Origin of the sequence: Gemmatimonas sp. UBA7669 (assembly GCF_002483225.1) — a bacterium.
GTDB lineage: Bacteria > Gemmatimonadota > Gemmatimonadetes > Gemmatimonadales > Gemmatimonadaceae > Gemmatimonas.
Map to the genome: position 1 here is coordinate 1 of NZ_DLHL01000006.1, position 21,799 is coordinate 21,799.

Annotated in this window: 17 protein-coding genes; 5 read left to right on the top strand and 12 right to left on the bottom strand. The window is 61.0% G+C overall.

The features are described from left to right. Positions 1-28 precede the first annotated feature (28 nt). The 8 genes from B2747_RS20195 to B2747_RS01715 all read right to left on the bottom strand — a co-directional run bounded on the left by B2747_RS20195 (position 29) and on the right by B2747_RS01715 (position 9,721). Positions 29-913: a glycosyltransferase family 2 protein gene (locus tag B2747_RS20195; RefSeq protein ID WP_414652161.1), complete on the bottom strand. Its 885-nt coding sequence runs from the start codon at positions 911-913 to the stop codon at positions 29-31. A gap of 6 nt (positions 914-919) precedes the next feature. Continuing rightward, entirely contained in the window at positions 920-2,098 is a 1,179-nt protein-coding gene (locus tag B2747_RS20200; protein ID WP_414652162.1) for a glycosyltransferase family 4 protein, read from the bottom strand. Between the two features lie 3 nt (positions 2,099-2,101). Further along, positions 2,102-3,904, bottom strand: a complete 1,803-nt coding sequence (locus B2747_RS01695) for an ABC transporter ATP-binding protein (protein WP_291156019.1) — start codon at positions 3,902-3,904, stop codon at positions 2,102-2,104. 44 nt (positions 3,905-3,948) lie between these two features. Further along, complete coding sequence (locus B2747_RS20205; RefSeq protein WP_414652164.1) at positions 3,949-4,752, bottom strand: polysaccharide deacetylase family protein; 804 nt, start codon at positions 4,750-4,752, stop codon at positions 3,949-3,951. Positions 4,753-4,802: 50 nt separating this feature from the next. Further along, on the bottom strand, positions 4,803-5,837 hold the full coding sequence (locus B2747_RS01700; protein ID WP_291156022.1) for a GNAT family N-acetyltransferase: 1,035 nt from the start codon (positions 5,835-5,837) through the stop codon (positions 4,803-4,805). Continuing rightward, positions 5,834-6,703: an XrtA system polysaccharide deacetylase gene (locus B2747_RS01705; protein ID WP_291156025.1), complete on the bottom strand. Its 870-nt coding sequence runs from the start codon at positions 6,701-6,703 to the stop codon at positions 5,834-5,836. Before B2747_RS01705 ends, B2747_RS01700 begins: the two co-directional genes overlap by 4 nt. A 35-nt stretch (positions 6,704-6,738) precedes the next feature. Continuing rightward, positions 6,739-8,109 carry a citrate synthase gene (locus B2747_RS01710; protein WP_291156028.1) on the bottom strand — a complete coding sequence of 457 codons (1,371 nt, stop codon included), beginning with the start codon at positions 8,107-8,109 and terminating at the stop codon, positions 6,739-6,741. 115 nt (positions 8,110-8,224) lie between these two features. Next, a complete protein-coding gene (locus B2747_RS01715; protein ID WP_291156031.1) occupies positions 8,225-9,721 on the bottom strand; it encodes a sigma-54-dependent transcriptional regulator in 1,497 nt (498 codons plus the stop codon). Between the two features lie 359 nt (positions 9,722-10,080). Here B2747_RS01715 and B2747_RS01720 point away from each other — a divergent pair, with 359 nt between their 5' ends. The 4 genes from B2747_RS01720 (at position 10,081) to B2747_RS01735 (ending at position 15,559) form a co-directional block, all read left to right on the top strand. Next, the gene (locus B2747_RS01720; protein ID WP_291156034.1) at positions 10,081-12,558 is read left to right on the top strand and encodes a polysaccharide biosynthesis tyrosine autokinase; all 2,478 of its coding nucleotides are present in this window, start codon (positions 10,081-10,083) and stop codon (positions 12,556-12,558) included. Then, on the top strand, positions 12,558-13,382 hold the full coding sequence (locus tag B2747_RS01725; RefSeq protein ID WP_291156037.1) for a polysaccharide biosynthesis/export family protein: 825 nt from the start codon (positions 12,558-12,560) through the stop codon (positions 13,380-13,382). Before B2747_RS01720 ends, B2747_RS01725 begins: the two co-directional genes overlap by 1 nt. Positions 13,383-13,517: 135 nt before the next feature. Beyond that, on the top strand, positions 13,518-14,453 hold the full coding sequence (locus B2747_RS01730; protein WP_291156040.1) for a polysaccharide deacetylase family protein: 936 nt from the start codon (positions 13,518-13,520) through the stop codon (positions 14,451-14,453). Positions 14,454-14,533: 80 nt separating this feature from the next. After that, entirely contained in the window at positions 14,534-15,559 is a 1,026-nt protein-coding gene (locus B2747_RS01735) for a GNAT family N-acetyltransferase (RefSeq protein WP_291156043.1), read from the top strand. 57 nt (positions 15,560-15,616) lie between these two features. Here B2747_RS01735 and B2747_RS01740 read toward each other — a convergent pair whose 3' ends face one another. Then, complete coding sequence (locus B2747_RS01740; protein WP_291156046.1) at positions 15,617-16,273, bottom strand: hypothetical protein; 657 nt, start codon at positions 16,271-16,273, stop codon at positions 15,617-15,619. A gap of 400 nt (positions 16,274-16,673) precedes the next feature. Here B2747_RS01740 and B2747_RS01745 point away from each other — a divergent pair, with 400 nt between their 5' ends. Then, the gene (locus B2747_RS01745; RefSeq protein ID WP_291156049.1) at positions 16,674-17,885 is read left to right on the top strand and encodes a DegT/DnrJ/EryC1/StrS family aminotransferase; all 1,212 of its coding nucleotides are present in this window, start codon (positions 16,674-16,676) and stop codon (positions 17,883-17,885) included. 26 nt (positions 17,886-17,911) lie between these two features. Here the strand turns inward: B2747_RS01745 and B2747_RS01750 are convergent, their stop codons facing one another. The 3 genes from B2747_RS01750 to B2747_RS01760 are packed head-to-tail and all read right to left on the bottom strand — an operon-like array spanning position 17,912 to position 21,753. Further along, positions 17,912-19,009: a glycosyltransferase family 4 protein gene (locus B2747_RS01750; RefSeq protein WP_291156052.1), complete on the bottom strand. Its 1,098-nt coding sequence runs from the start codon at positions 19,007-19,009 to the stop codon at positions 17,912-17,914. Beyond that, complete coding sequence (locus B2747_RS01755; protein WP_291156055.1) at positions 19,006-20,160, bottom strand: GNAT family N-acetyltransferase; 1,155 nt, start codon at positions 20,158-20,160, stop codon at positions 19,006-19,008. The genes B2747_RS01750 and B2747_RS01755 overlap by 4 nt, the downstream gene beginning before the upstream one ends. Then, on the bottom strand, positions 20,161-21,753 hold the full coding sequence (locus tag B2747_RS01760) for an exosortase C-terminal domain/associated protein EpsI (protein ID WP_291156058.1): 1,593 nt from the start codon (positions 21,751-21,753) through the stop codon (positions 20,161-20,163). Between the last annotated feature and the right edge of the window lie 46 nt (positions 21,754-21,799).

Consider the following 21,799-nt stretch of genomic DNA (forward strand, 5'->3'; position numbering starts at 1 on the left):
ACCGGTTTTTCAGCACCCTGCTAAAGGTTCATCGACGTGAAAGGAGAACGCCGGCGAAAACGGAAGCCTTTAGCAACTCCACTATAGGATGGGTACCTATGAGGGGCGCAAGCGGAATCCTAACGAACTGTAGTGCTAACGCCCTTACGGCCCAAAGTCTTGACCGACTAGCCTCGAATGCCGCCATTCCCTCGTAGACACCCTGAGCGAAAGACCTGCGAACTAGGAACCTCAGAGAGTTTCTAGCCGCAGGAAGAACGTGCACAACACCAAGACTTGGGAGCCACTCACCACGAAAGGTCTGGGCTGTCAATTGCGAGAAAAGTGAAGACTCTTCTCCTGGAGTCAAAGCGCCCTCTCGATATCCGTACATTTCGTCAAACGGGAACTGCTGTACCAGATCAGCACGTATGCACATATTGGCGCCAAACGGGTGCTGGTTGCCTGAAAAGAATCGCCTTGGTTCTCCCAGGTCCAAACCGGAATACAGCCAAGGCAACACCTCGAAGACGTGTGAGGTCCAAGTTCGTTCTGGACCCAAGAATCTTGGGATTACTGGGCCACCAAAATAAACTGACGGTCCGGGATCTGATAGAACCGCGATATAGCCCTCGACGAAGTGTGGTTCGACCAATACGTCGTCGTCGAGGTAAAGAACCCATTCGCCACTCGCTTCGACGGCACCACGATTCCGAGCGTTAGAAAGTCCCGGGCGGTCCTCAGTGAGCCAACGGAAGCCAAGAGCGCTCGCGTTATCTCTTAGAAACTCCGGTGTCGAGTCTGTGCTGGCGTTGTTAATGACGAGTACTTCAACGCTGTCACCAGCACGAAAAGTACTGGCCTTGAGGGAACGGAGCGTCTGTTCCAGAAGTGCCACACGATTCCAGGTACAGATGACGATAGAAAGAATCATAGCGACTTAGCGGCCTCTTCCACCTAGCGACTCCGCCAGAGATAGAGCAGACACAAGGCCGTCCACTTGCGAAGTCTCGGTAAATCGCCGCAGTGTCCGATCTCGCGCTGCTGCCCCAAATCTCCGCCGCAGTTGAGGATCATGTAGGAGTTCGGTGATTGCGTCCGCTAACCCGACAGTGTCACCTGGGCGGACGAGCCGACCAGTGACTTCAGGATCTACTGCTTCTCTGAGTCCTGGCAAGTCCGAAACGATCAGTGGAATGCCAGACGATGCTAACTCCACCGAAGAGACGGTAAACGAGTCCCATCCAGTTGAAGCAACTACCCCTATGGAGACGCTCTTGTGGATCTCAGATATGTCAGATCGGTATCCTCCAAACGTAATGTAGTCTCTCAGCCGTGGGTCAATTATCCTACCATCCAGCCGCGATTTATCGCTCTCCGTGTTTCCAACAAGGAGGAGGTGAGCATCTGTGATCCCACGCCTGACAATAGTCTGGAACGCATCAATTAGGACATGGACACCTTTGCGTTCCTCCATATGCCCAGAGAAGAACACGATACTACGATCACGAGGTATGCCAAACAAATTGTACGCGTACTCGGAAGTTTCGGCTGAGGGACAATACCTCTCGGTATCGACGCCAATTGGACACACTACAGTGCGCTTAGGTGGAATTGCACTTCCGAGAACACCTCGCTCTCTCATGCCTTCGGATTCAAAGACAAAAACGTCAGGTCGGTGCTTCGACATTAAGAACTGAAGCCTCCTTGCGGGTCGAAGCAGCCACGGATATATCGAGCTTATCGACGCCCCCCAGTATGAAACGACATTCTGTATGCAACCACCCCGAAGTGCTGAGTTGATGCTTGCCGAAACTGGCAGATCGAAAGCAAGGCAAGATCCGATATTTCTCTCGCAAAGCCATCGAGAGAAATCAGCAAGCTGAGCGCTAGAGCTCTGTCGGTAGGCAACCTCGAACACCTCTTCGGCGTGCTCGTCTAGAAGCCAAGATCTACCGCCAGAAAGAGAACGATAGCCCAGAAAGATTCTACCACCGGCGCCAAGATGCAGCCTCATGGCACGCGCAAATGCGAGCTCCAGATTGCGAATTGCGTAACCCGTATTGCTCTCGCAGTGAAAAAGCAGGAGACCGTTGGGCTTTAGCTTGGAGGGGCTCATCGCTCAGGTCGAAGAGGCGTGAGCAGCGTCACGCTCCAAAAGTGCCCGGTAGCCTTCGCTTGATTGTGAGAGTTCGCGATGATGCCCTTCGGCTACAACTCGTCCCTTCTCCATGACTATGAGGTGATCTGAGGCGACAATTGTTGATAGTCGGTGCGTAATCATAATGATCGTGTGGTTGCGCTTCAAATCTACGAGCGTTCCAATGATCTCTGATTCCGTTTGATTATCCAAAGCTGATGTGGGTTCGTCTAACACCAAGACCTTCGCCTCGCGATAAAGCGCTCTAGCTATGCCAAGGCGCTGGCGCTGGCCACCACTGAGCCGGGACCCGCGTTCTCCTACGCGAAACTCAACTCCTTCGGCGGTACTTCTGACGAATTCTAGGAGTTGTGCTGCTACTAACGCCTTCTGGAGCCGTACGTGATCAACCGGACCCTCTGCCCCAAATACGATGTTGTCCAGGATCGTACCATCGACGATAAAAATTCCTTGAGGAACGTATCCAATCGAAGCGAGCCAAGCCGAACCAACTTCAGCCAGACTCTTGTCGGCGATTCGCACTTCACCAGACTCTGGGGGCAACAGGCCCAAAAGGATATCAGAGAGGGTGCTCTTGCCTGACCCAGAGACTCCAACTATCGCCGTTAGCGCATTTCCTGGTATGTGGGCGCTCACTCTTTCAAGGACGGCGGTACTGGTGCCAGGGTACTTAAACGAGACGCTATCGACGGTAATGCACTCTGTCGCGCCTATGGAGATGAGCCCCGCATCACGATAGCGCACAGCTCCGTCGTGCGGTGTAAGAGCGCGGCCGGAAAGTGCGTCAGCAGAGATCTCATCAATTACGGGCAGGTTAGAACGGATCTGCGAGATCGCCTTAAATATTGCTTGTCCAGCCGGAAGCAGACGGTAGCCTGTTACTGCGAAGAGACTTAGCAATGCGACAACGTTGGCTCGGCTCTCACCCTGATACAGCAGAACTGTAGCAAGAAGTAGCATAGACGAGAATGCAATGGTTTCAAGCAGAAAGCGTGGCACATCTCCGAGAACGCCAATTACCGATTCCGATGCGTTCGCGGCTGAGGATGACGCCAAGTAGGCAACACGATAGTACTCTTCTCGCCCGGCGACTCGTATCTCTTTGAGGCCGCCGAGGCCCTCTGTAAGCAATCGAAGCTTTCTTTGGCCGAGTCGCCATACGTTCTCCCCATGTGTGACTAGCTTCGTCCGCACAACAAGAAATAGAATAGCGTAGCCCCCGCCAATCAACCCTCCGAGAAACAGTACAATTAGAGGCTTGTACAAGGAAAGCCCAACAAAAATCACCAAGGCGATTGCGCCTTGGCTTGTGATGATGAGGGCAGGTTGAAGGACGTTAAACGCGAAGCGCGGTGCACCTACAGACACCCTGCTAATTAGGTCGGATGAATTAGTCGAAGCAATCTCTACATAAGGCCGGTACAGATAATAGGTCAGCAGATCTTTCTGGATGGAATGGCCAACAGAAAGAGAGAACTTATACGTAACCCAAACGGCAGCGGCAGCCATCATATTGGAGAACGCAACCAGCACCATCATAGCGATCGCGAATACAAGAACCGCTTGAAGGTCTGTTTCAATGCCCAGCCACTTCACAATCGTAATTGCGAGTTCGTTCTCCTGGAGAACTGTCGGATTAGACAGAAGTGCGAGGAAAGGCGCGACAGATCCTGCGCCCAAGACTTGCAACATCGCCACTAGGACGAAGAAGAGCTGGATGGCCACAAAGAGTCTCTTTTGTCTGGAAGACAGAAGAGCAAGCATCTGCTTGATTCGTGGACCCGAATCTTCTCTGTTTGAACGCTCGGTCACAACCAACCCCGTAGCTTAGCTAGAAAACGGTCGCGCCCCACAGCGGATGGCACATTCCAGCGAGGGACGGCAAAGGTCGGAACGTTGCCGCGTCGAAACCATCCCCCATGAACGAGGAGCCCAGCAGCAGCATGCGGTTCAGCCATCAATCGTTCTGCGTTTCGTGGGGCCAGTCCATACGGATAAGCGACCACATTCAGAAACTGAGTGGGGAAGCGGGTCTCCAGCCACGCCCTTCCCTTTGAAATCTCAAGCGAAACCTCGTCGTCGGAAAGACTGCGTAGATTCGGGTGCGAGTACGTATGATTTCCGAATGTGGCATACTTGGATCCTCGCAATGCAAGCAGGTCAGACTCAGTGCCTATCTGTGGTAGGCACAAGCTACTAGACGTTGCCAAGCGATGTCGGGCACGCCCCTTCTGATCCCAAAGGAAAGTCTGGCGATGAGAGATAGTCCATTGGCCCTTTGATGAGCGCTCGTCCCACACTGGAATCGTCCCAAGAAGCCCGGGAGCGACAAAAACGGTGAAGGGGTATCCGAGTGTCTCGCATACTGATGCGCCGAGAGTTAGCGCACCGAGATATGCGTCGTCGAACGTGATGGCCACTCGCGCAGAACGCGTGTCGCTCACCCGCAACACTTCTTCAAGTGAAACTACATCGAAATGCCGACCGACCGTGCTGAGCTGATTGTGTAGCGATTCGTGTGAAATGTGTAAGCCGCGCTCGCCCTCAGATTCCCTACCTTCCTGCACGCCGTGATACGCTAGAATGAAACTCCCGGAGTTTGGGACTCGCATCGGGAGTTGGCAAAGGAATTTACATGCTACACGTTTCGCAAACTCCCGAATCAAGGAAGCCCCCGGATCAATAGAGCCCCAAGCGGCCCCGTAACTTGTAGTGGTACACGCTTCCAAACCTCGATGGCTAGCCCGAATCCTTTTTCGGTAGGTACTGGGAGGGAGCTGCTGGTTGAATCCGCTGAGTGTACCCAAGGCAAGGATTCATCGCGGCCGCCCCATTGAAGCTTAAACTTGTGCGTCCCAGACCCCGCCGTGCATCGGCCAAAGTTGAACACATCAAAGCCCTGCTCGCACGCGCGTCGAATGAAGGCACCGTACAAGGTCATGTTTGGCGAGATCTTCTGATAGCGCCGCAGTGCCGACGCCCACGAAATCTCCACTTCACGACCGTTCTCAATACCGAAGCCCCCGGCCACCGGCGTGTCGCCCATGTAGGCCACGCCAATCCAGGCCCGCTCACCCAGCGCATCAGCCAGGCGCTCAAAGAAGCGCAGCCCATGTGCCGGCGACCCGAGATCGCGCATGTGCTCCGTGAACACCTTGTGGTATGCCGCCGCATGCTCGCGCCCGAACTTCACCACCAGGCCTTCCTTCTCGCCGCGCCGCACCTGGCTGCGCAGCTTGCTGTCAAAACGCTTGAAGGTGGCCTCATAGTCGCCGGGCACGAGGTCCAGCAGCACCGTAATCTTGCGGTTCACCGGCACCAGGCTGTCGGTGGCCACCGGTTGCCGCGTGCGCAGCTCCACCAGCTTGGCGCCTTGCGCCAGGTCGGCCGCCGCCGCCGTAAGTGCACGCTCTCCCTCGGCGTCAGACAGAGGCCCGCCGTAGCTCACATAGGGCAGCGACACGAGATAATGCCCAAACACCAGGGACTTGACCCGCACCAGCGGCAACACGCCGGCCAGCTCGCCGCCACGCCTGGCAATCAGGTACGGGCAATCATGCCCGTACACATCGCGGTACACGCCCCGCCACTCCCAGCGGTGAAACGTGCTGCCATGCACATGGGCGTCCACGAAGGCGTTCCACGCCATCGCGTCCGCGTCTGTGGCTTGCGATATGATCAACGGGAGTGCGCTCATGAAGCGGCAAAGAGCTCGCGAAAGGAAACGAAGTCAAAGCGCCGCAGCAGTACCTCCAGCTGCGTCGCACACTGATCGAGCCCCCGGTAGTGACGCACGCGCGTGAGCGCGCCCACGGCCAGCCGAGGCTGGCCCGGGTCCACCTCCCAGGGATGCAAGTAAAAGACCGCAGGGCGCCCGTGGCGTAACACCTGCGCGAGGCCGGTTTGCGTGACCCACGCGGGGAACTGCCGGAACCAGCCACCACCCGCCACCGGCACCTTGAAGCCCGCAATGGGCCACACCGCCGGCGGATACTCATGCAGCGGGCCAGCCGGTGTACTCAGCACGTGCGGCGCCACATCGGCCACGGCAGACCCATAGCCTCGGCGCGCAATGGGAAAACGGCTGGAGTCGTAGGTGTAGCCCTCCTCCACCAGGACCCGGGCTGCCCAGGGCACTTCGTCGGTCAGCGAAAAGCTGGGTGCCCTGTAGCCGCGCACCGCCGTGCCCGATGCGTCTTCCAGCACGGCCCGGGCCCGTCGTACATCCTCGCGAAACTCCGACTCACTGACGGTGGGAATGCGCTGGTGCCAGTAACCATGACTGGCCACCTCATGCCCCTGCTGTGCAATGCGCCGAATCAACGCCGGGAATCGCTCGGCCACCCATCCCAACGTAAAGAAGGTGCCGCGGGCGCCCGTGTCGGCACAGAGCTGCAGCAGGCGGTCGGTGTTGCGCTCCACCCGCGACTCCAATTGCTCCCACTGCGAGCGCGCTACATGCGGTTCGAAGGCATTCACCTGGAACCAGTCTTCCACGTCCACCGTGAACACCGGCAGCGCCCGCCCGAAACCGGGCGGACGCAGCGTAGGGTCGGTGTTCACGGCGCGTTCTGCACTAGCGCAGCCTCAATCCCTTCTCACTTGCGGATGCTGTCCTTGCGCGCTCTCGGGAACTTGTCCGACAGCGGGTTCACGTACTCGCGCTCGCCGTGGCCAATGTAGATCTGCCGAGGACGGGCGATCTTCTGCTCCTTGTCGAGAATCATCTCCTCCCACTGCGCCAGCCAGCCCGACACACGCGCCACCGCAAACAGCACGGTGAAGAAGTCGGTGGGGAAGGCCATGGAGCGATAGATGAGCCCCGTATAGAAGTCCACGTTGGGGTACAGCTTGCGGGCAATGAAGTAGTCGTCGGACAGGGCAATGCGCTCGAGCTCGAGTGCAATCTCCAGGTCCTTGTCCATGCCCACCTGCGCAAACACCTCGTCGGCCAACTTCTTCACAATGCGCGCGCGGGGGTCGTAGCTCTTGTACACACGGTGGCCAAAGCCCATCAGGCGCTCGCCCTTGCCGCTCTTCACGCCTTCGATGAAGGCCGGCACGTTCTTCACATCACCAATCTCGGTGATCATGCGCAGTACGGCTTCGTTGGCGCCGCCATGCAACGGGCCAAACAGCGCGGCAATGCCGGCAGCCACCGCCGAGAAGGGATCCACGTGCGAAGAGCCCACGGCGCGCACGGCGTTGGTGCTGCAGTTCTGCTCGTGATCGGCGTGCAGAATGAACAGCACCTCCAGCGCCTTCACGAACACCGGGTTGGCCTCGTACTTGGGCTCCGACATGCGCGCCACCATGGAGAGGAAGTTCTCCGTGTAGCTCAGGTCGTTGTCCGGGTAGATGAAGGGCAGGCCCTTCACATGACGATAGGCAAACGCGGCAATGGTGGGCAGCTTGGCGAGCAGGCGAATGGTGCTGATGTAGCGCTGCTGCGGGTCGTGAATGTCACGCGCCTCCGGATAGAAGCTGGACAGGGCCGCCGTGGCGCTGCACAGCATGCTCATGGGATGCGCGTCGTAGCGGAAGCCTTCGAGGAACTTGCGGATGTTCTCATGCACGTACGTGTGGTACGTGATGTCGTGCACCCAGGCGTCGTACTGCTTCTGGTCGGGCAGTTCACCATTGCGCAGCAGGTACGCCACTTCGAGGAAGGTGGCGTTCTCCGCCAGCTGCTCGATGGGATAGCCGCGATAGCGCAGAATGCCCTTGTCGCCATCGATGAACGTGATGGCGCTGCGGCACGAGGCCGTGTTCATGAACGCCGGATCGTAGCTCAGCAGGCCGAACTCGTCGGGCTCACGCTTGACGGCGCGCAGGTCCATGGCGCGCATGTAGGTGTCGCCTTCCGGCCCTTCGGTGCGCACGGCGGCGCTGTAGGTGGAGCCGGTGCGGTTATCGCGGAGCTCGAGCGTATCGGCGGCCGCGGCGGGGGCAGAACTGGGCTGGCTCATGAGAATACGACGTTCTGGGAGTGTCTCGGGGCGGTGCCGGCCACGCCGGCTCGTTCCTGTAAGGTAAATGCCTGCACGGGGCTATGCGCCCGCCAGTCCTGGTCCGTTCCGGGGACTAATCCACCACGCCGGACAGCGCGTCCCGCCGGAAGCCGTGCTTCTCCATGAGGCGGTAGAGCGTGGTCCGGTCGATGCCGGCCAGACGCGCTGCCTTGGACATGTTCCCACCCGCTCGACTGGTCAGCCGCGAGAGATATTCCTTCTCGAAATGCGCGATGAGGTTGTCCTTGGCCACGTGGAAGGCATCGTTCATGATGTTGGCCGGCAGACCTGTTTCCGCCTGTCCGCCCTCCAGCGGGCCGTCGTCGTACACCGGAATGTCATCGGGCGTGATGGGCCGTCCTGCGTCGGCCACCACGGCCACATGTTCAATGACGTTCTGCAACTCGCGCACATTGCCCCGCCAGGGCCGCGTCTGCAGATAGGCCATGGTATCGGCGTCAAAGCCCGGCGCCGGTGCACCGCTGGCGCGGTGGCGCTCCCAGGAGCGCTTGAGGAAGAACTCGGCCAGCAGCGGAATGTCTTCCACGCGCTTGCGAAGAGGCGGCAGCTTGATGGGCACCACGCGCAGGCGGTAGAACAGGTCCTCGCGCAGAATGCCCTGCTGCACGGCCTCCTGCGGGTCGCGGTTGGTGGCGGAAATGAAGCGCACGTCCACCACGGCATCCTGCGTTTCGCTGCCCAGTCGGCGTACCACGCCGTCCTGCAGCACGCGCAGCAGCTTGGCCTGCAGCGGCTGCTGCATTTCGGTGAGCTCGTCGAGAAACAGCGTGCCGCCGTTGGCCACTTCCAGCAGGCCGGCCTTGTCGCGATCGGCGCCGGTGAAGGCGCCCTTGCGATAGCCGAACATTTCCGACTCGAGCAGGTTGTCGGGCAGGGCCGCGCAGTTCACGGGCACCAGCTTGCGCTGGGCGCGCCGGCTGTGTTTGTGGATGAACTGGGCGATCATTTCCTTGCCCGTCCCGCTTTCGCCACTGATCATCACGCTGGCATCAGTGCCGGCCACTTTCTGGGCCAGGTCCACGGCCTTGCGGAAGGCGGCGGACACCCCCAGCAGGCTGAAAGTGTCGCCGCTGTTGCTGGGGGTGAGCAGGGAGCCCGGCTTGATGGCTTCGCGCGGCTCGCGCGAGGCGGCCGAGGCGTGGGCGGCGCGGCCGACCAGCACCTGCAGGTGGCTGGCACTGAAGGGCTTGGGCAGGTAGTCCCAGGCGCCGGCGCGCAGGGCCTCGATGCTGCTGGCCACGGTGGGATTGCCGGTCATGACCACCACAATCACGCCCTTGTGGGCCTCCACGGCCGCCTTGAGCACCTCCATGCCGGAGATGGGCGTCATGTAGAGGTCCACGAGCACGAGGTCAAAGCGCTTGCGCTTGACGAGGTCGAGGGCCTCTTCGCCGCGGCCGGTGGAGCTGACCTGGTGGCCATCCATCTGGAGGACCGAGGCGCAGCCTTCCCGCAGGGTGCGATCGTCGTCCACTACGAGGATGCGCAGGCCCGTCCCCTTGTCGGGGATGGGTGGCGAGCCGGCGTCGGCGAGGAAGGGTTCGGTCATGAGCGGAGTGGACAACCTGGGTGCAACCGGGGCGCAGCCTGGGTGCTGCGGTGGTGCGACAGACTGCGGTACTGGTTCAACGGTGAGGCAAACATCAAACAACCAGGCCGCAATCTGTGGCGGCCCTGCTGCGAACATGCAGCCTGAGACAGCGGAATTACGCTAGGTTCAGGCTGCCGTCAAGGGCAAAGCGTGGAACCGGACCAACAATTCTGTCCCATGACTGCAACAGTGGCGCAAAAGTCACCACCCTGTTGCGATTGTGCATCGCGTGTGCTGGAGCGATAATGACGTGTTGCCCGGGGCCGTGTTGGACCGTCATACTCCCGGCACGAATCCGACCTCAGCCCTCATTTCGAATGACCGGTTCCAACATCCAGCCCGCGACGCCGCGAGAGACGGCGGTGGACCTCTATCAGGAGGGCCCGCCGGCGGATTGGGGTGGTGGGCAGCAGCCTGAGCCTGAGGAAGGTGGTGGGCCGAGTCTGTCGCGGTATCTCGCGGCCATCCGGCGGTTCAAGTGGCTCATTCTGGTGTTGGGCGCCGTGGGGTTGTTCGCGGGTATTGGAGCCAGTCGCTTCATCGATCCGGAATACGAAGTGCAGGCCACCATTCTGCTCGAACAGGGCACAGGTGTGCAGGAGGGGCGAGGCAACTCCGGTCCCATTCAAGGTGCTGAGTTCCTGCAGGGCAGCGGTTGGCAGGACCTGCTACGCTCTTACGCCATCGTCGATCCCATCGTCACGGAACTCGGCTTGTTCGTGACACCGGCGGAGCGTGGGGACAGCACTTTGTTTGGGCAGTTCCGAGTTGATCAGGGTCGCCTGCGCCCCGGAAGCTACAAGCTCGCACTCAAGGGCGGTCGTTGGTCACTCAGCCTGCGCACCGCGGTAGAGGCCACCGATGGTGTGGCGGTGGACTCGGGGGTGGTGGGCGACTCTATTGGTCGTCCGGTCGGTTTTCTGTGGGCGCCGCAGCGCAACCAGTTTGGCACGCGCAGCGACATTGAGTTCAACGTGCAGACGCCGCGTGAGGCATCAAAGGGGCTCATTGAGAAGCTGGGCATCAAGTTGCAGCCCAACAGCCCCTTCCTGTTCCTGACGCTCACTGGAAAGGACGCTCGCCGTACCGCTACTACGCTCAACGCCTGGGTGGATCAGTTTGTCGCGGTGGCCACATCGCAGAAAAAGCGCAATGTGTCTACGGTGGCGGCCATTCTGCAGGGCCAGTTGGAATATGCTGCGGGCAACCTGTCGCGTGCGGAGTCAGCGCTCGAACAGTTTCGTGTGCGTACTGTCACCGAGCCCAATGAGCGGCAGACCATCGCGCCGGGCATCGAGATGACCAACAGCCCGGTGTTCGACAGTTATTTCCGCGATCGCATTCTGGCTGACAACTATCGCCGCGATCGCGAAACCCTTGAGCGACTGCTGGCCAGTGCTTCCAACGGCACGTCCATCACGCGCGAGGCCGTGTTATCGGTGCCATTGGTGAATGGTGATCCTGCTGCAGAGGATTTGCGCCGGCTGTTGGCGGAGCAGGCTGAGCGGGATGCGCAACTCCGTCGCTTGCGCGAAACCTATACGGACGACTACCCGCGCGTTCGCGAAGAGGCCGAAGCGCTGCGCCAGTTGCGCGCCACCAGCGTGCCCAATGCCTTGCAGGCATATGTGCGCGAATTGCGTCTTCGTGAGCAAACGCTCAACGCATCAGTTGAGCAGGGCAGCAAGGATTTGCGCAGCATCCCGGTTCGCACCATCGAAGAGCAGCGCCTCAAGCGCCAGGTTGAGGTTGAGGCGGAGCTCTACCGTACGCTCAACCTCGAAGCAGCCAAGGCCCGTCTCGCCGAAGCGGCCACTGTGCCGGATGTCAGTGTGCAGGACCCTGCTGTTCCGCCTCTTTTCCCCACCCAGAACACTGCACCTGTCATTATTGCCGGTGTGTTCGCAGCCTTTGTGGGTTTGGGCCTCGGCTTGGCCATTCTGCTGGACATGGTGGACAAGCGCTTTCGTTATCCGGAGCAGGCCACCAAGGACCTGGGGCTCTACATCTTGGGTGTGGTGCCGGTCATCGACACCAAGAAGGGCAAGCGGCGCACCAGCGATACGGCGGCGCAGGTAGTGGAGGCTTTCCGCACCATTCGCATGAATGTGCGCTATGCGGCCGACCCTTCGCGTCCCTTGGCCATCACGGTAACCTCACCCGGCCCCAACGATGGCAAGTCCCTCATTTCCAGTAACCTGGCGCTGTCGTTTGCTGAGTCGGGCGCGCGCACGCTGCTCATTGATGGCGACATTCGCCGCGGCGCGCTGGGTAACACCTTCGGTGTGAACGCCAAGCCGGGCCTCGTGGAGTATCTGGAAGGCACCGCCCTCATTGCCGAGGTACTGCAGCCCGTACCCGCGCACGAGAATCTCACGCTGCTGCCTGGCGGAGCCAGAAAGCGAAGGGGTCCGGAACTGCTCGCCACACCGCGCCTCACGCAGCTCATCAATCAGATGACGGCTGAGTACGACGTGGTCATCGTGGACTCGCCACCGTTGGGCGCAGGCTTTGACGCGTTTGCCCTTTCAACAGCCACCGGCAACATGGCACTCGTCATGCGAGCGGGCATCACCGACCGCAAGATGGCCGAAGCCAAGCTGGCCACGGTGCGTACGCTGCCGGTTCGCATCATGGGCGCGGTGCTCAACGGAATTCAGCTTACGGGGGCCTACGAGTACTACTCCTATTATCAGGAGTACGCGGCCAAGGACGAAGAGTTGCCAGCGCGCCTCCCCGAGAAGTCGCAAAGCGGTGGCAAACTCACCGCCGGCGGCAAGGGTGGGCAGGCGTGATGGCGAAGCACTGTGCAGCACGACAAACGTTCAACCTGATCGCCATGCGCGCCATTCGCTTTGCGCTCTTCCTGTGCCTCCTTCCCACGACCATCATCGCGCAGTCAGCTCCGGCGGCTGGCGCACAGCGCGCAGCGCGAACTGAACTGGCCGCGCGTTTACAACAGTTGGAAGGCCTCCTTGCATCGGCGACCAAGGCCGATCAACGCAGCAAGTTGCAAGCAGAGCAGACGGCCATTCGCGCTCGTCTTGAAAACGGCGACTTCAAGGTGGGCGACCGCTTCGTGATGACCGTGCGTTTCGATTCCGTGCGTGTGGATACGGCGTCCGTACGCGACAGTCTGGTTGTATCCATTCTTAACCTGCCCGACCTGCGCCTGCAGGGCGTGCTGCGTTCCGAACTGGACGAGAAACTCAACCAGCACGTTGCTCGCTTCATTCGCAATGCGTCGATACGCAGCAATGTGCTAACGCGCATTGCCGTGTTGGGTGCAGTGCGCGCACCTGGTTTCTACTATGCGTCGCCGGACAGGCCCGTGAGCGACATCCTCATGTTGGCCGGTGGCCCCGCTCCAGAGGCCAACCTGGGCAGATTCGAGCTGCGGCGCGGTACCACGACACTGGTAACCGGAAAGAAGTCGCGGGAGCTTCTTGAGTCGGGGCGTACGCTCGAGCAATTGGATGTGCAGAGTGGTGACGAGTTTCGCATCCCGATGAAGCGCAAGGTGAACTGGGGGCTCGTCATTCAGCTCTTCTTCATCGCCTCGTCGCTCTTCTTCGCGGTTTTTCAGTTCATGCAGTGGTACTACGGCCGCGAGGAGTGAGCCAATGCAGGCTCGCCCAACAGTCGATGTTTCGTACTGCCTAGTAGCGGTCTAGTGCGTGTCAAGTCCGCTCTGGCCGGCGCCGTCCTAAGTCTGCTATCGCGCCCCTGGGCCGCTCGGCTCGCAGTAGGCGCCATGTCGGATCGCCTGGCCGTACTCATGTTGCACCGTTTTGCGACCTGCCCGCAGCATACAAAGGGGCACAGCCCCACTGATCTCCGGTCTGTTCTTGCGCTGTTGCGGGCAAGTGGCGTCCGTCTGCTTTCGCTTGATGAGGCGATTGCCGAATACTTACATGGTGATCGCTCGGGAGCCGCCGGAGGACCGGCAGTGTGTTTCACGGTGGACGATGGTTACCGCGATTTTATGGATGCTGGCCTTCCCACTTTTGAGGCCTTTGACTGTCCAGTAACTTGTTTCATCGTTCCAGATGTGATCGACGGCAAAACCTGGTTCTGGTGGGATCGATTGGACTTCATGCTTCGTAGGCTGCCTGCGGACCAACTTGCGCTGAATGTTCAGGGTGAGCGCTTCGAAGTTCGTCGTAGCACAAATGAATACTCATGGCAGCGGCCTGCGGTGAGCATGCTCAAGGGGCGAACCGAGGCGTTCAGAGCCGACTTTCTGGCTGAGCTCGAGGCCCGCGCGAATGTCGCAATTCCATCGGACGTGCCCGAGGAGTACCGGGTCATGACCTGGGATGCCATCCGCGAGTGCGAAACTCGAGGCGTGAGGTTCGGTGCACACAGTCTTTCGCATCCCGTTCTGAGTCAGGTGTCGAGCACCAGTGCCGAGCAGGAGATTCTTGGCTCTGTGCAGCGGCTCAAGACTGAACTCCGCAATCCATCGTCAGTCTTCTGCTATCCCTATGGCTTGGCCAGTGACTTTGGCAGCCGTGAGGTTGAGATACTACGCGCTGGCGGGGTCACACATGCAGTGAGCGCCATGCCTGGTCTGATAGGTCCCTCAGCAGAGAAGGGGGCGGAGCTTGGCGAGTTGCCATGGCGGATCCCGCGATTTGCTTTTGATGGCAGACCGGCCATGGCGTTGCGACAACTACTGATCGCCTGAAGGCCATGCAGTTGAACTTAGGCACGTGTCGGGTGCACGTTCTTCCCCAGCCCGCAAGAAATGACAGTGTGGCGCACGCTGTGTGGCTCAAGGAATGGCAGCAGGTATCGGCACATTTCCCGCTTCAACAGCGGGAAGATTGGCCTCTGGCTGGAGCAGCGCAACAAGGAATCCTCCTTCGCCTTGACTCCATTGGGCAGCAAGAGGTGGCCCATGTCGGTGTGCGCCTGCACCGCTTGCGTTCGCTTCCGGGCGCGTGGTACCTGCAGGTACCCAAGCTTGGTGTAGGCATACCCGAGTGGGCAGTACAGGCCACCATGCTTGCTCTTCGGGAATTGGCAGCGAGATGGTGGCGAGTGGCGCGAGTCAGAATTGAACTCTGCCTGCTTGGCAATCCGGACATGCTGGCGGAGTTCGAGAGAGAGGCGAAGAAGCAGGGATACTCTGTCGTTCCGCCACTTGAATACGAGCACACTCTGGTGGTGCCCTTACCGGAGACTGCTGACCAGGCATTGATACAGTTTCATCGCAGTGTGTTCAAGAACACACGAAAGCTTGAACGGGCTGGTCATGCGATTCGCCCTATCACGGACCAGCGCTATTTCGATCGCCTTGCCGCGTTGTATGCGGAGACAATGAGTCGAACAGGTGCCCGTGTAGACACACCGGACATGGTAGCGGTCATCCGTAGCGCGGCGCAGCGGCCCGACCGGTACCATCTGTTAGGGCTCTTTCACAAGGGGGATGACAATCCGGAAAGTCTCATGGCATTTCGCTGGTGCGGCCGTGCAGGATGTTATGCCTTCGACCTGTTGGCTGCGTCAACACGCTTGGTGGACGAAAGCGGACAGATTCCCATGATGCCCGCCATAATGCTCGACATGTTTGGCTGGGCCCGAGAATTAGGAGCGACGCATTTTGACTTCGGCGGTGTGGTGCTCGATGGTGATCTGCAAGGAAGTGCCGTTGCCGGTATCAGCCGCTTCAAGATGCAATTTGGGGGAAATGTTGCGCGTGTCGGTAGTGATTTGCTACTCGAGCCGCGGCTTGGATGGAGAATTCTTGACCGTGCTCAACGTATAGTCCGTCGACGGATAGAGAATTGAAGCGGGCCCGGAATCGATGCAATTCCGGGCCCGCTTCAGTTTCCAATCGCAAAGCGTTCAGCTGGCTCGACGCCGACGCACCGCAACAAGGAACGCACCCATTCCGGCGAAAGCGAGGAGTGCCGAAGAAGGCTCAGAGATCTTAGTCAGGAAGGTCTGGTTGGTGCCGTTCCACAGCACATAGTACTCGCTGACGTTAAAGTAGGGATCGCCAGCGATGATCGAACCGAGATTTGCATCGTTACCATAGTTCGCGTAGCCATCGAACTCGGACCAGATGCTGCCCTGATAGTCAGCCTGATTAATCCCTGGGTTGTTCCAGCCTGCGGCCAAAGCCGCCTGAAGAGACGCCAAACGCGTCATGTCTGCGAGATCGGGATTGTGTCCGTTAGCTGAACCCAAATTCGTTGCCGCAAAGTCAGCAAGTGTGTACAGCGCAAAGTTCGTCGGCTGATTCAGTGTCACACCACGACCAGCGTCGATACACCAGATCAGGTAGTCAGTGAAGGTACGGTCTCCGACTGGTGCCGGGAAATTCACTGTAAAGTTGGCCGAGTAACCGCCACCGTTCTGGGCATAGCCAGTTCCACCCGTAGGGAAAATGTTGTCGGTGATCACCACCGAAACGGTCGGGTCTACTGGCGCCTGTGCTTGAACTGTGATCGGAGCGGCCATAACCGCCGCAGCCGCGAGTGCTCCAAAGAAACGCTTCATATGCTTGCCCCTGATCTGGGAAAAAGGTGACGTCGCAGCGGAAGCCCGTTTCCTGGCATTGGGTCGCTCTCCGCCTCACACGATACAAGAGCAAGCTCCATGCCGACGCCGTATCGTGATTCGTGCTTCATGCCGAACGAGCATCTTATCCCTTCGCACATCACAAGTCAATAAATTACAACACCTTGCGGGGGGGCAGCGGAATCGCTGCAGCAACCCTACTAACGGCAATCCCGTATGTGGAACGGTTCGTGTTGTTGCATTCATGCCTCATGGTGCGGACCGGCAGCAGCGGCTGAGGCAGATTGTCACAGCTCAGCAGTAAGAGGGTGCTGCGCTGCGCACCTCAACTCCCGAACCCGCCGCGCATAATCCTTGGCCACTGCGCTAAACTGCCCCTGTGCTCAGCTACCCCCCAGTCTATTCACCGCTTTCCCCCGGCAGCCTGGGCGACGCCCTGGTGGCGGCCATCGCTGGACTGGAAGAGCCGACCCAAACCGGCGTCTCCAGCGGCTCGGCACGGGCACGGGTTGAGCAACTGCTCCTCGGCCACTACCCCGGCCGTCAATCCGTGTGGACGCAAAGTGGCACCGCCGCACTGGCGCTGGCCCTCAGGGCCTCCGGCCAAGGCCCAGTCACGCCCGCTGCGCTGCGCGTGGCGCTTCCTGCCTATGCCTGTCCCGACCTGGGCAGCGCCGCACACCACGTCGGCGCCCAAGTGCTGCTGTACGACCTCGACCCCCAAACGCTGGCCCCCGATCCTGAGTCGCTCCGGGCGGCGCTGGACGAGGGCTGCACCCACCTGGTGGTCACCCACCTGTTCGGCCGCGTACTGGACCTCGGGCCGCTGGCCACGCTGGCCCGCGAGTTTGGCACCGTGCTCATCGAAGATGCGGCGCAGCATGCCGGCGGAAGTCTGCATGGCGTGCGCGCAGGAGCACAGGCGGCGTGGAGCATCCTGAGCTTTGGACGTGGCAAGGGGCTCAACGCAGGTGGCGGTGGCTTGCTGCTCTGCCCTCGCACCGCACACGTTGACTCTGCTTGGCTCACCGGCGCCGACAACACTCCCACCACCGCTCAGGCACTGAGTCACGTTGCCAAAGCGGCCCTCACGGAGTGGTTGTCGCATCCGCTGCTCTATGGCAGTGTACGCCGAGTCCCGGCGCTTGGGGTGGGCGCAACTACTTACCACGAGCTCACCCACATCGGCGCGCCGGCCGCCAGCATGTATGCGCTGCTGCGCGCAGCGCTGTTGCAGGAACCTGCGCAACTCGCCATCCGGCGCGCCGCCAACGCCTGGTATCGCGAACAACTGAGTGCGCGCCCGGAACTGCTCGTGGCACCCTGCGCCGACGAAGCGCATCAGGGCGCCCTGCGTTTTCCAGTGCACCTTCCACCAGAAGCGGCAGAACTGGATGGACTGGGTGTGGTGCGGTCGTATCCACGCACCCTGCACGCCTATCCGGAAATTGCGGCGCGCATCGTGAACGCGCGCGTGCCCATGCCCGGAGCCATGCAGCTCGCCCAATCACTGTTTACCCTGCCCACGCATGCACGCACCACGCAGGCGCTGCGCAGGCGCATTGTGCAGGCACTCCTGCGGCTGCGCTGACACAGCAACGCCGTCTCAGCAGCACATCAGCGCGGCCCAATGACCTCTTCGTACAAGGCTTCATAGCGCGCCACCATGTGCGCCAGGCTGAATCGTGCGGCGGCATCGGCCCGCCCGCGCTCTGCCATGGCGCGACCGCCCTCAGGGTCTCGCAGCACTTGCAGCAGCGCGTCACGCAGGGCCGAGGCGTCATTCACGGACACCAGCACACCGGTATCCCCATCGCGCACAATTTCCTCGGGACCACCGCTGCGTGTGCACACCACCGGGACGCCGTGCAGCATGGCCTCAATGGTGGCCAGCGAAAAGCCCTCCTTGCTCGATGCCAGCACAAACACATCGGCCATGTTGAGCAGGGCGCTGGGGTCGGCCACAAAACCGTGAAAGGTCACCACATCCTCGAGCCTCAATTGGCGAACCTGCTGCTCGAGGTGCTGCTGCAGTCCGCCGCGGTCGGGCTCACCGGCAATGTGCAGTTCCACGCGAGGCAACTGCTCGCGAAGGCCGGCCAGCGTCTCCAGCAGCAGCGGATAATTCTTGGGTGCGCGGATGTTGCCGATGGCCAGCACCCGCTTCACGTCCTCGTTTGCTGAGCCCTGCGTCAATGCCGGAGGCACCGGCACACCATTGTGTACGACCACCTGCCGAGCAGCGCTTACCCCCAACTCCCCACTCAGGTCTCGGCGCAGCGCATCGGATACCAGCGCCACCCGGTCCACACAGGCAGTAAACACGCGGTGCTTGAGTGCCATGCGCCAGTTGCGCCGAGCCACGTCCACCTGGCCATGCAGCGTTACCACGCAGGGCACGCCGAGACTGCGGGCCGCCATGGAGGCGTACACGGCGCCATCAAAGAGGTGCGCGTGCACCACATCGATAGCGTGCGTACGAATGAGCGCACGCAGCTCCTTCACCGCTGCCACATTGAAGGAGCCGCCCTGCGGAAAGAAAGAGAACGGCAGTCCGCGCTTCTTGAGTTCACCCGGCAGCCAACTGCCGTCGCGAATGACGCCGTGCACGGCATGCCCCTGCTCGACAAGGCCACTCGAAAGGCGGGCAAAGACGGTTTCTGCCCCACCCGGACCACCGGTTTCGATGACCTGCAGAATGCGTCGTGTGGTCATGTTTCGTTCAACCGGGCGTTTGCGGTTTCGCGGGCCCTGTAGCGCTGCCACCAGCGGCTCTCTCGGACCGCCGGTTTGACTTGCATCTCCATCCACGCACGAAGCCGCCCGCCCAGGTTGCCACGGGAAAACAGGGTGCGGCTGCTGTAGGCCGGCACGTCAGTGGCCAGGTCACGCTTCCACGGCGCCACATCACCCAGAAAGTCGAACACCCGCGCGCCTCGCTGTGCGCTCTGTTGCATGGCGTACCACACCACTTGCATGCCGGGTGCCCAGGTCTTGTGTGATGCCCTGTAGGAGTTCTTGAGCAGGTAGTACACGCCGCGTATCTCCACACCCGCCGCATAGGCCACCGCTTGCCCCTCGTGCCGGAGCAGATGGCAGCGCAGCGCCCCCTGCTGCGCGGCCCGCGTCAGCACATCATGGTAGAAATCTGCCACGATGGGTTCGTGTGTGAGTGCGGAGTGCGCGTCCTGCTTCCAGCTTGCCCCCTCAATGTCCAGCACGGCCATCCAGAAGCCATCGAGCTCCTCTGCTGCGGCGACGTCAACAAACTGCCACTGTCCATCGGCCAGCAGTTTGCGCTCGCGCGCGCGCAAGTTGCGCAGCAGCTTGCCGTCGCGCGTGGCCAGATAGGCGGGCCAGCCTTCGCGCAGGTCGCTCACGGCGCTGCTGGTTTCCGGCGTGGTATAGTGCTCAAGACCCAGAGCGCCGACACAGGCATCCAGCACCGCGTCCACATCCGAATGCAGCGGTACACGACCCAGTGTGACGCAGCCATTGGGGGCAAGGCGCAGGGCTTCGTGCAGCGCCAGACTGGCGAAATCCGAGTCCCGTCGCCGCATCATGAGGCCCACGCGACGCACCTGCACATTCACCGGGCTGCACAGCGACCCGCGCCCGAAGCCAGCCGGTACGGGCCCGACGAGTGGCAGCACTCCCACCAATTGCTCGGCCTCGTACCCGAACAGCACGCGGCATGGAATGGTGGTGGCAAAATGCGTAAACCAGGGCATCAGCCACAGCGGAGAGCAGAACCAATCACCCACCTCACACTCGGCCGCCAATTGCTGCCACGCCGCCGTGTGAGCGCCCAGCGCGGTTGGCGACGTGGCCAGCTCCAGCCTGAGTCCGCCCGTGGTACTCTGCACCTACGACGCCGAGTTGACCCGAGACGCTGCGTCTGGTGCCTGACCCTGTGGCGAAGGCAGCGGTCGTCCGGTGACAAATTCATACAGGCGTGCGCTGGCCTCGGCGCAGGCGCCACCGTCGCAGGGCGTGGAAACCATTACGGCTTCACCGCCTTCCTCACGCGCAAAAAACGCGATCAGGCTCATGAGCTTGGCCTTGGCATTGGATGAGGTCTCCATGCCGGCCACACGATACCACGACCACACCACGCGCGCGCGCTGCCCTTCACGCACCACCCACTGCGACACCGTGCGGGCCTGATTGTCCAAGGGGCCAACAAGACGCTGCTCAAGCACCGTGGAGTCAGCCGCCACCCGATTGCCACCGCCCACCAGCTCGGCGCCCTGTCGTTCCTGGTTGTACACCAGTCGGTCGACCCGCACGACTTGCTGCGCCACATTCCCCGTGCGCGCGAAGTACTGCACCGCATGCGCGCTCTGCCCCTGAAAGCGCGGGGCCCAGGCGGAATCGGCGGGAAGCGCCGTGCTGTCTTGTGCAACGGTTTGCCAGTCGGCGCGTGGGGCAATGCCGAGGACACGCGGCGCAATATCCGGTGCGTTGGGGCTGCTCCGCACGCCATACAGCAAGAGCGGGCCTACCAGCGCCGCTACCGTGGCCAGCAGCAGCGGCAGCATGGGCTGCCGTGACGGCATGGTCACTCGATCCGTTGCCCGCGCATGCGCGCTCGCTTGCTCGTGATCGGGGCCAGACGGGTTGGCTGCGCGGTACGAGCGTTCCATGCGCGCCGCCAACGCAAAGAACAGTCCCATGGCCACAGCAAAAATCACCCAGCCAAAGAGCTCGTGATCCTGCATGAGCGGTGACTGCATGCGCGTGTGATGCCCAATCAGCACCAGGCCCACCACACGCACCCAATTGGCCACCAGCGCCAGCGCAGCCGCGGTGGCCACAATGCGCCAGCGCAGCGTCCACTGGGTGGTAAAGAGCAAGGCGTAGCTGAGTCCCAGCGTGAGTGCGGTGAGAAAGAAGCCCAGCCCCGAGCAGCTATCGGCCACAATGAAGGTGCCGTACTGCGTGGTGATGATTTCCTTGGTGATTGTGGCCTTCACACCGGCCAGTCGCACCACCATGCCACCAATCGACGAAGCCAGGAGCTGCAAGGTCCAGGTCAGGACCTCCCACACCGGCAGCGCCAGCGACAGGGCCAGTGCCGCCGGCACGGCCGCCCGCGCCGCCCGCGGTCCTTTCACGGCCAGCAGCCAGCACCAGAGCAACACCGGGGCAGCAAACTGATGGATGACCTGCGCGGACATGATCTGCCCGGCCAACCACAGAAATGAGCCACCGAGCACCAGAGGCAATGCCGCCCACTGGGGTTCACCTTGCAACAACAATGCGCGCCGCTGGGTCCAGAGCATGTATCCGGACAGCGCCGCTGCCAGAAATCCGTGGGTGCGATTGTCCAGCCACACCGAGGGGAACGACCACCACGTGGCCGCCAGGGCCAGCGTTGACACCAGCAGACCAATCACGAATACCCGCGATTGGGTTGGCGCAGAGGTTTCGAAGGCGGTGGCGGAGACAGAGGTCATGTATCAACGATAAATTAGACGAGCGCCGCGGCACGCGCGCGTTTCA

Bases quoted from the DNA above. Each gene is read 5' to 3' on its own strand.
- B2747_RS01730 (WP_291156040.1), top strand. From the start codon at position 13,518: ATGTCGGATCGCCTGGCCGTACTCATGTTGCACCGTTTTGCGACCTGC.
- B2747_RS01760 (WP_291156058.1), bottom strand. From the start codon at position 21,753: ATGACCTCTGTCTCCGCCACCGCCTTCGAAACCTCTGCGCCAACCCAA.
- B2747_RS01715 (WP_291156031.1), bottom strand. From the start codon at position 9,721: ATGACCGAACCCTTCCTCGCCGACGCCGGCTCGCCACCCATCCCCGAC.
- B2747_RS01720 (WP_291156034.1), top strand. From the start codon at position 10,081: ATGACCGGTTCCAACATCCAGCCCGCGACGCCGCGAGAGACGGCGGTG.
- B2747_RS20195 (WP_414652161.1), bottom strand. From the start codon at position 913: ATGATTCTTTCTATCGTCATCTGTACCTGGAATCGTGTGGCACTTCTG.
- B2747_RS01740 (WP_291156046.1), bottom strand. From the start codon at position 16,273: ATGAAGCGTTTCTTTGGAGCACTCGCGGCTGCGGCGGTTATGGCCGCT.
- B2747_RS01695 (WP_291156019.1), bottom strand. From the start codon at position 3,904: ATGCTTGCTCTTCTGTCTTCCAGACAAAAGAGACTCTTTGTGGCCATC.
- B2747_RS20200 (WP_414652162.1), bottom strand. From the start codon at position 2,098: ATGAGCCCCTCCAAGCTAAAGCCCAACGGTCTCCTGCTTTTTCACTGC.
- B2747_RS20205 (WP_414652164.1), bottom strand. From the start codon at position 4,752: ATGCGAGTCCCAAACTCCGGGAGTTTCATTCTAGCGTATCACGGCGTG.
- B2747_RS01710 (WP_291156028.1), bottom strand. From the start codon at position 8,109: ATGAGCCAGCCCAGTTCTGCCCCCGCCGCGGCCGCCGATACGCTCGAG.
- B2747_RS01700 (WP_291156022.1), bottom strand. From the start codon at position 5,837: ATGAGCGCACTCCCGTTGATCATATCGCAAGCCACAGACGCGGACGCG.
- B2747_RS01750 (WP_291156052.1), bottom strand. From the start codon at position 19,009: ATGACCACACGACGCATTCTGCAGGTCATCGAAACCGGTGGTCCGGGT.
- B2747_RS01725 (WP_291156037.1), top strand. From the start codon at position 12,558: ATGGCGAAGCACTGTGCAGCACGACAAACGTTCAACCTGATCGCCATG.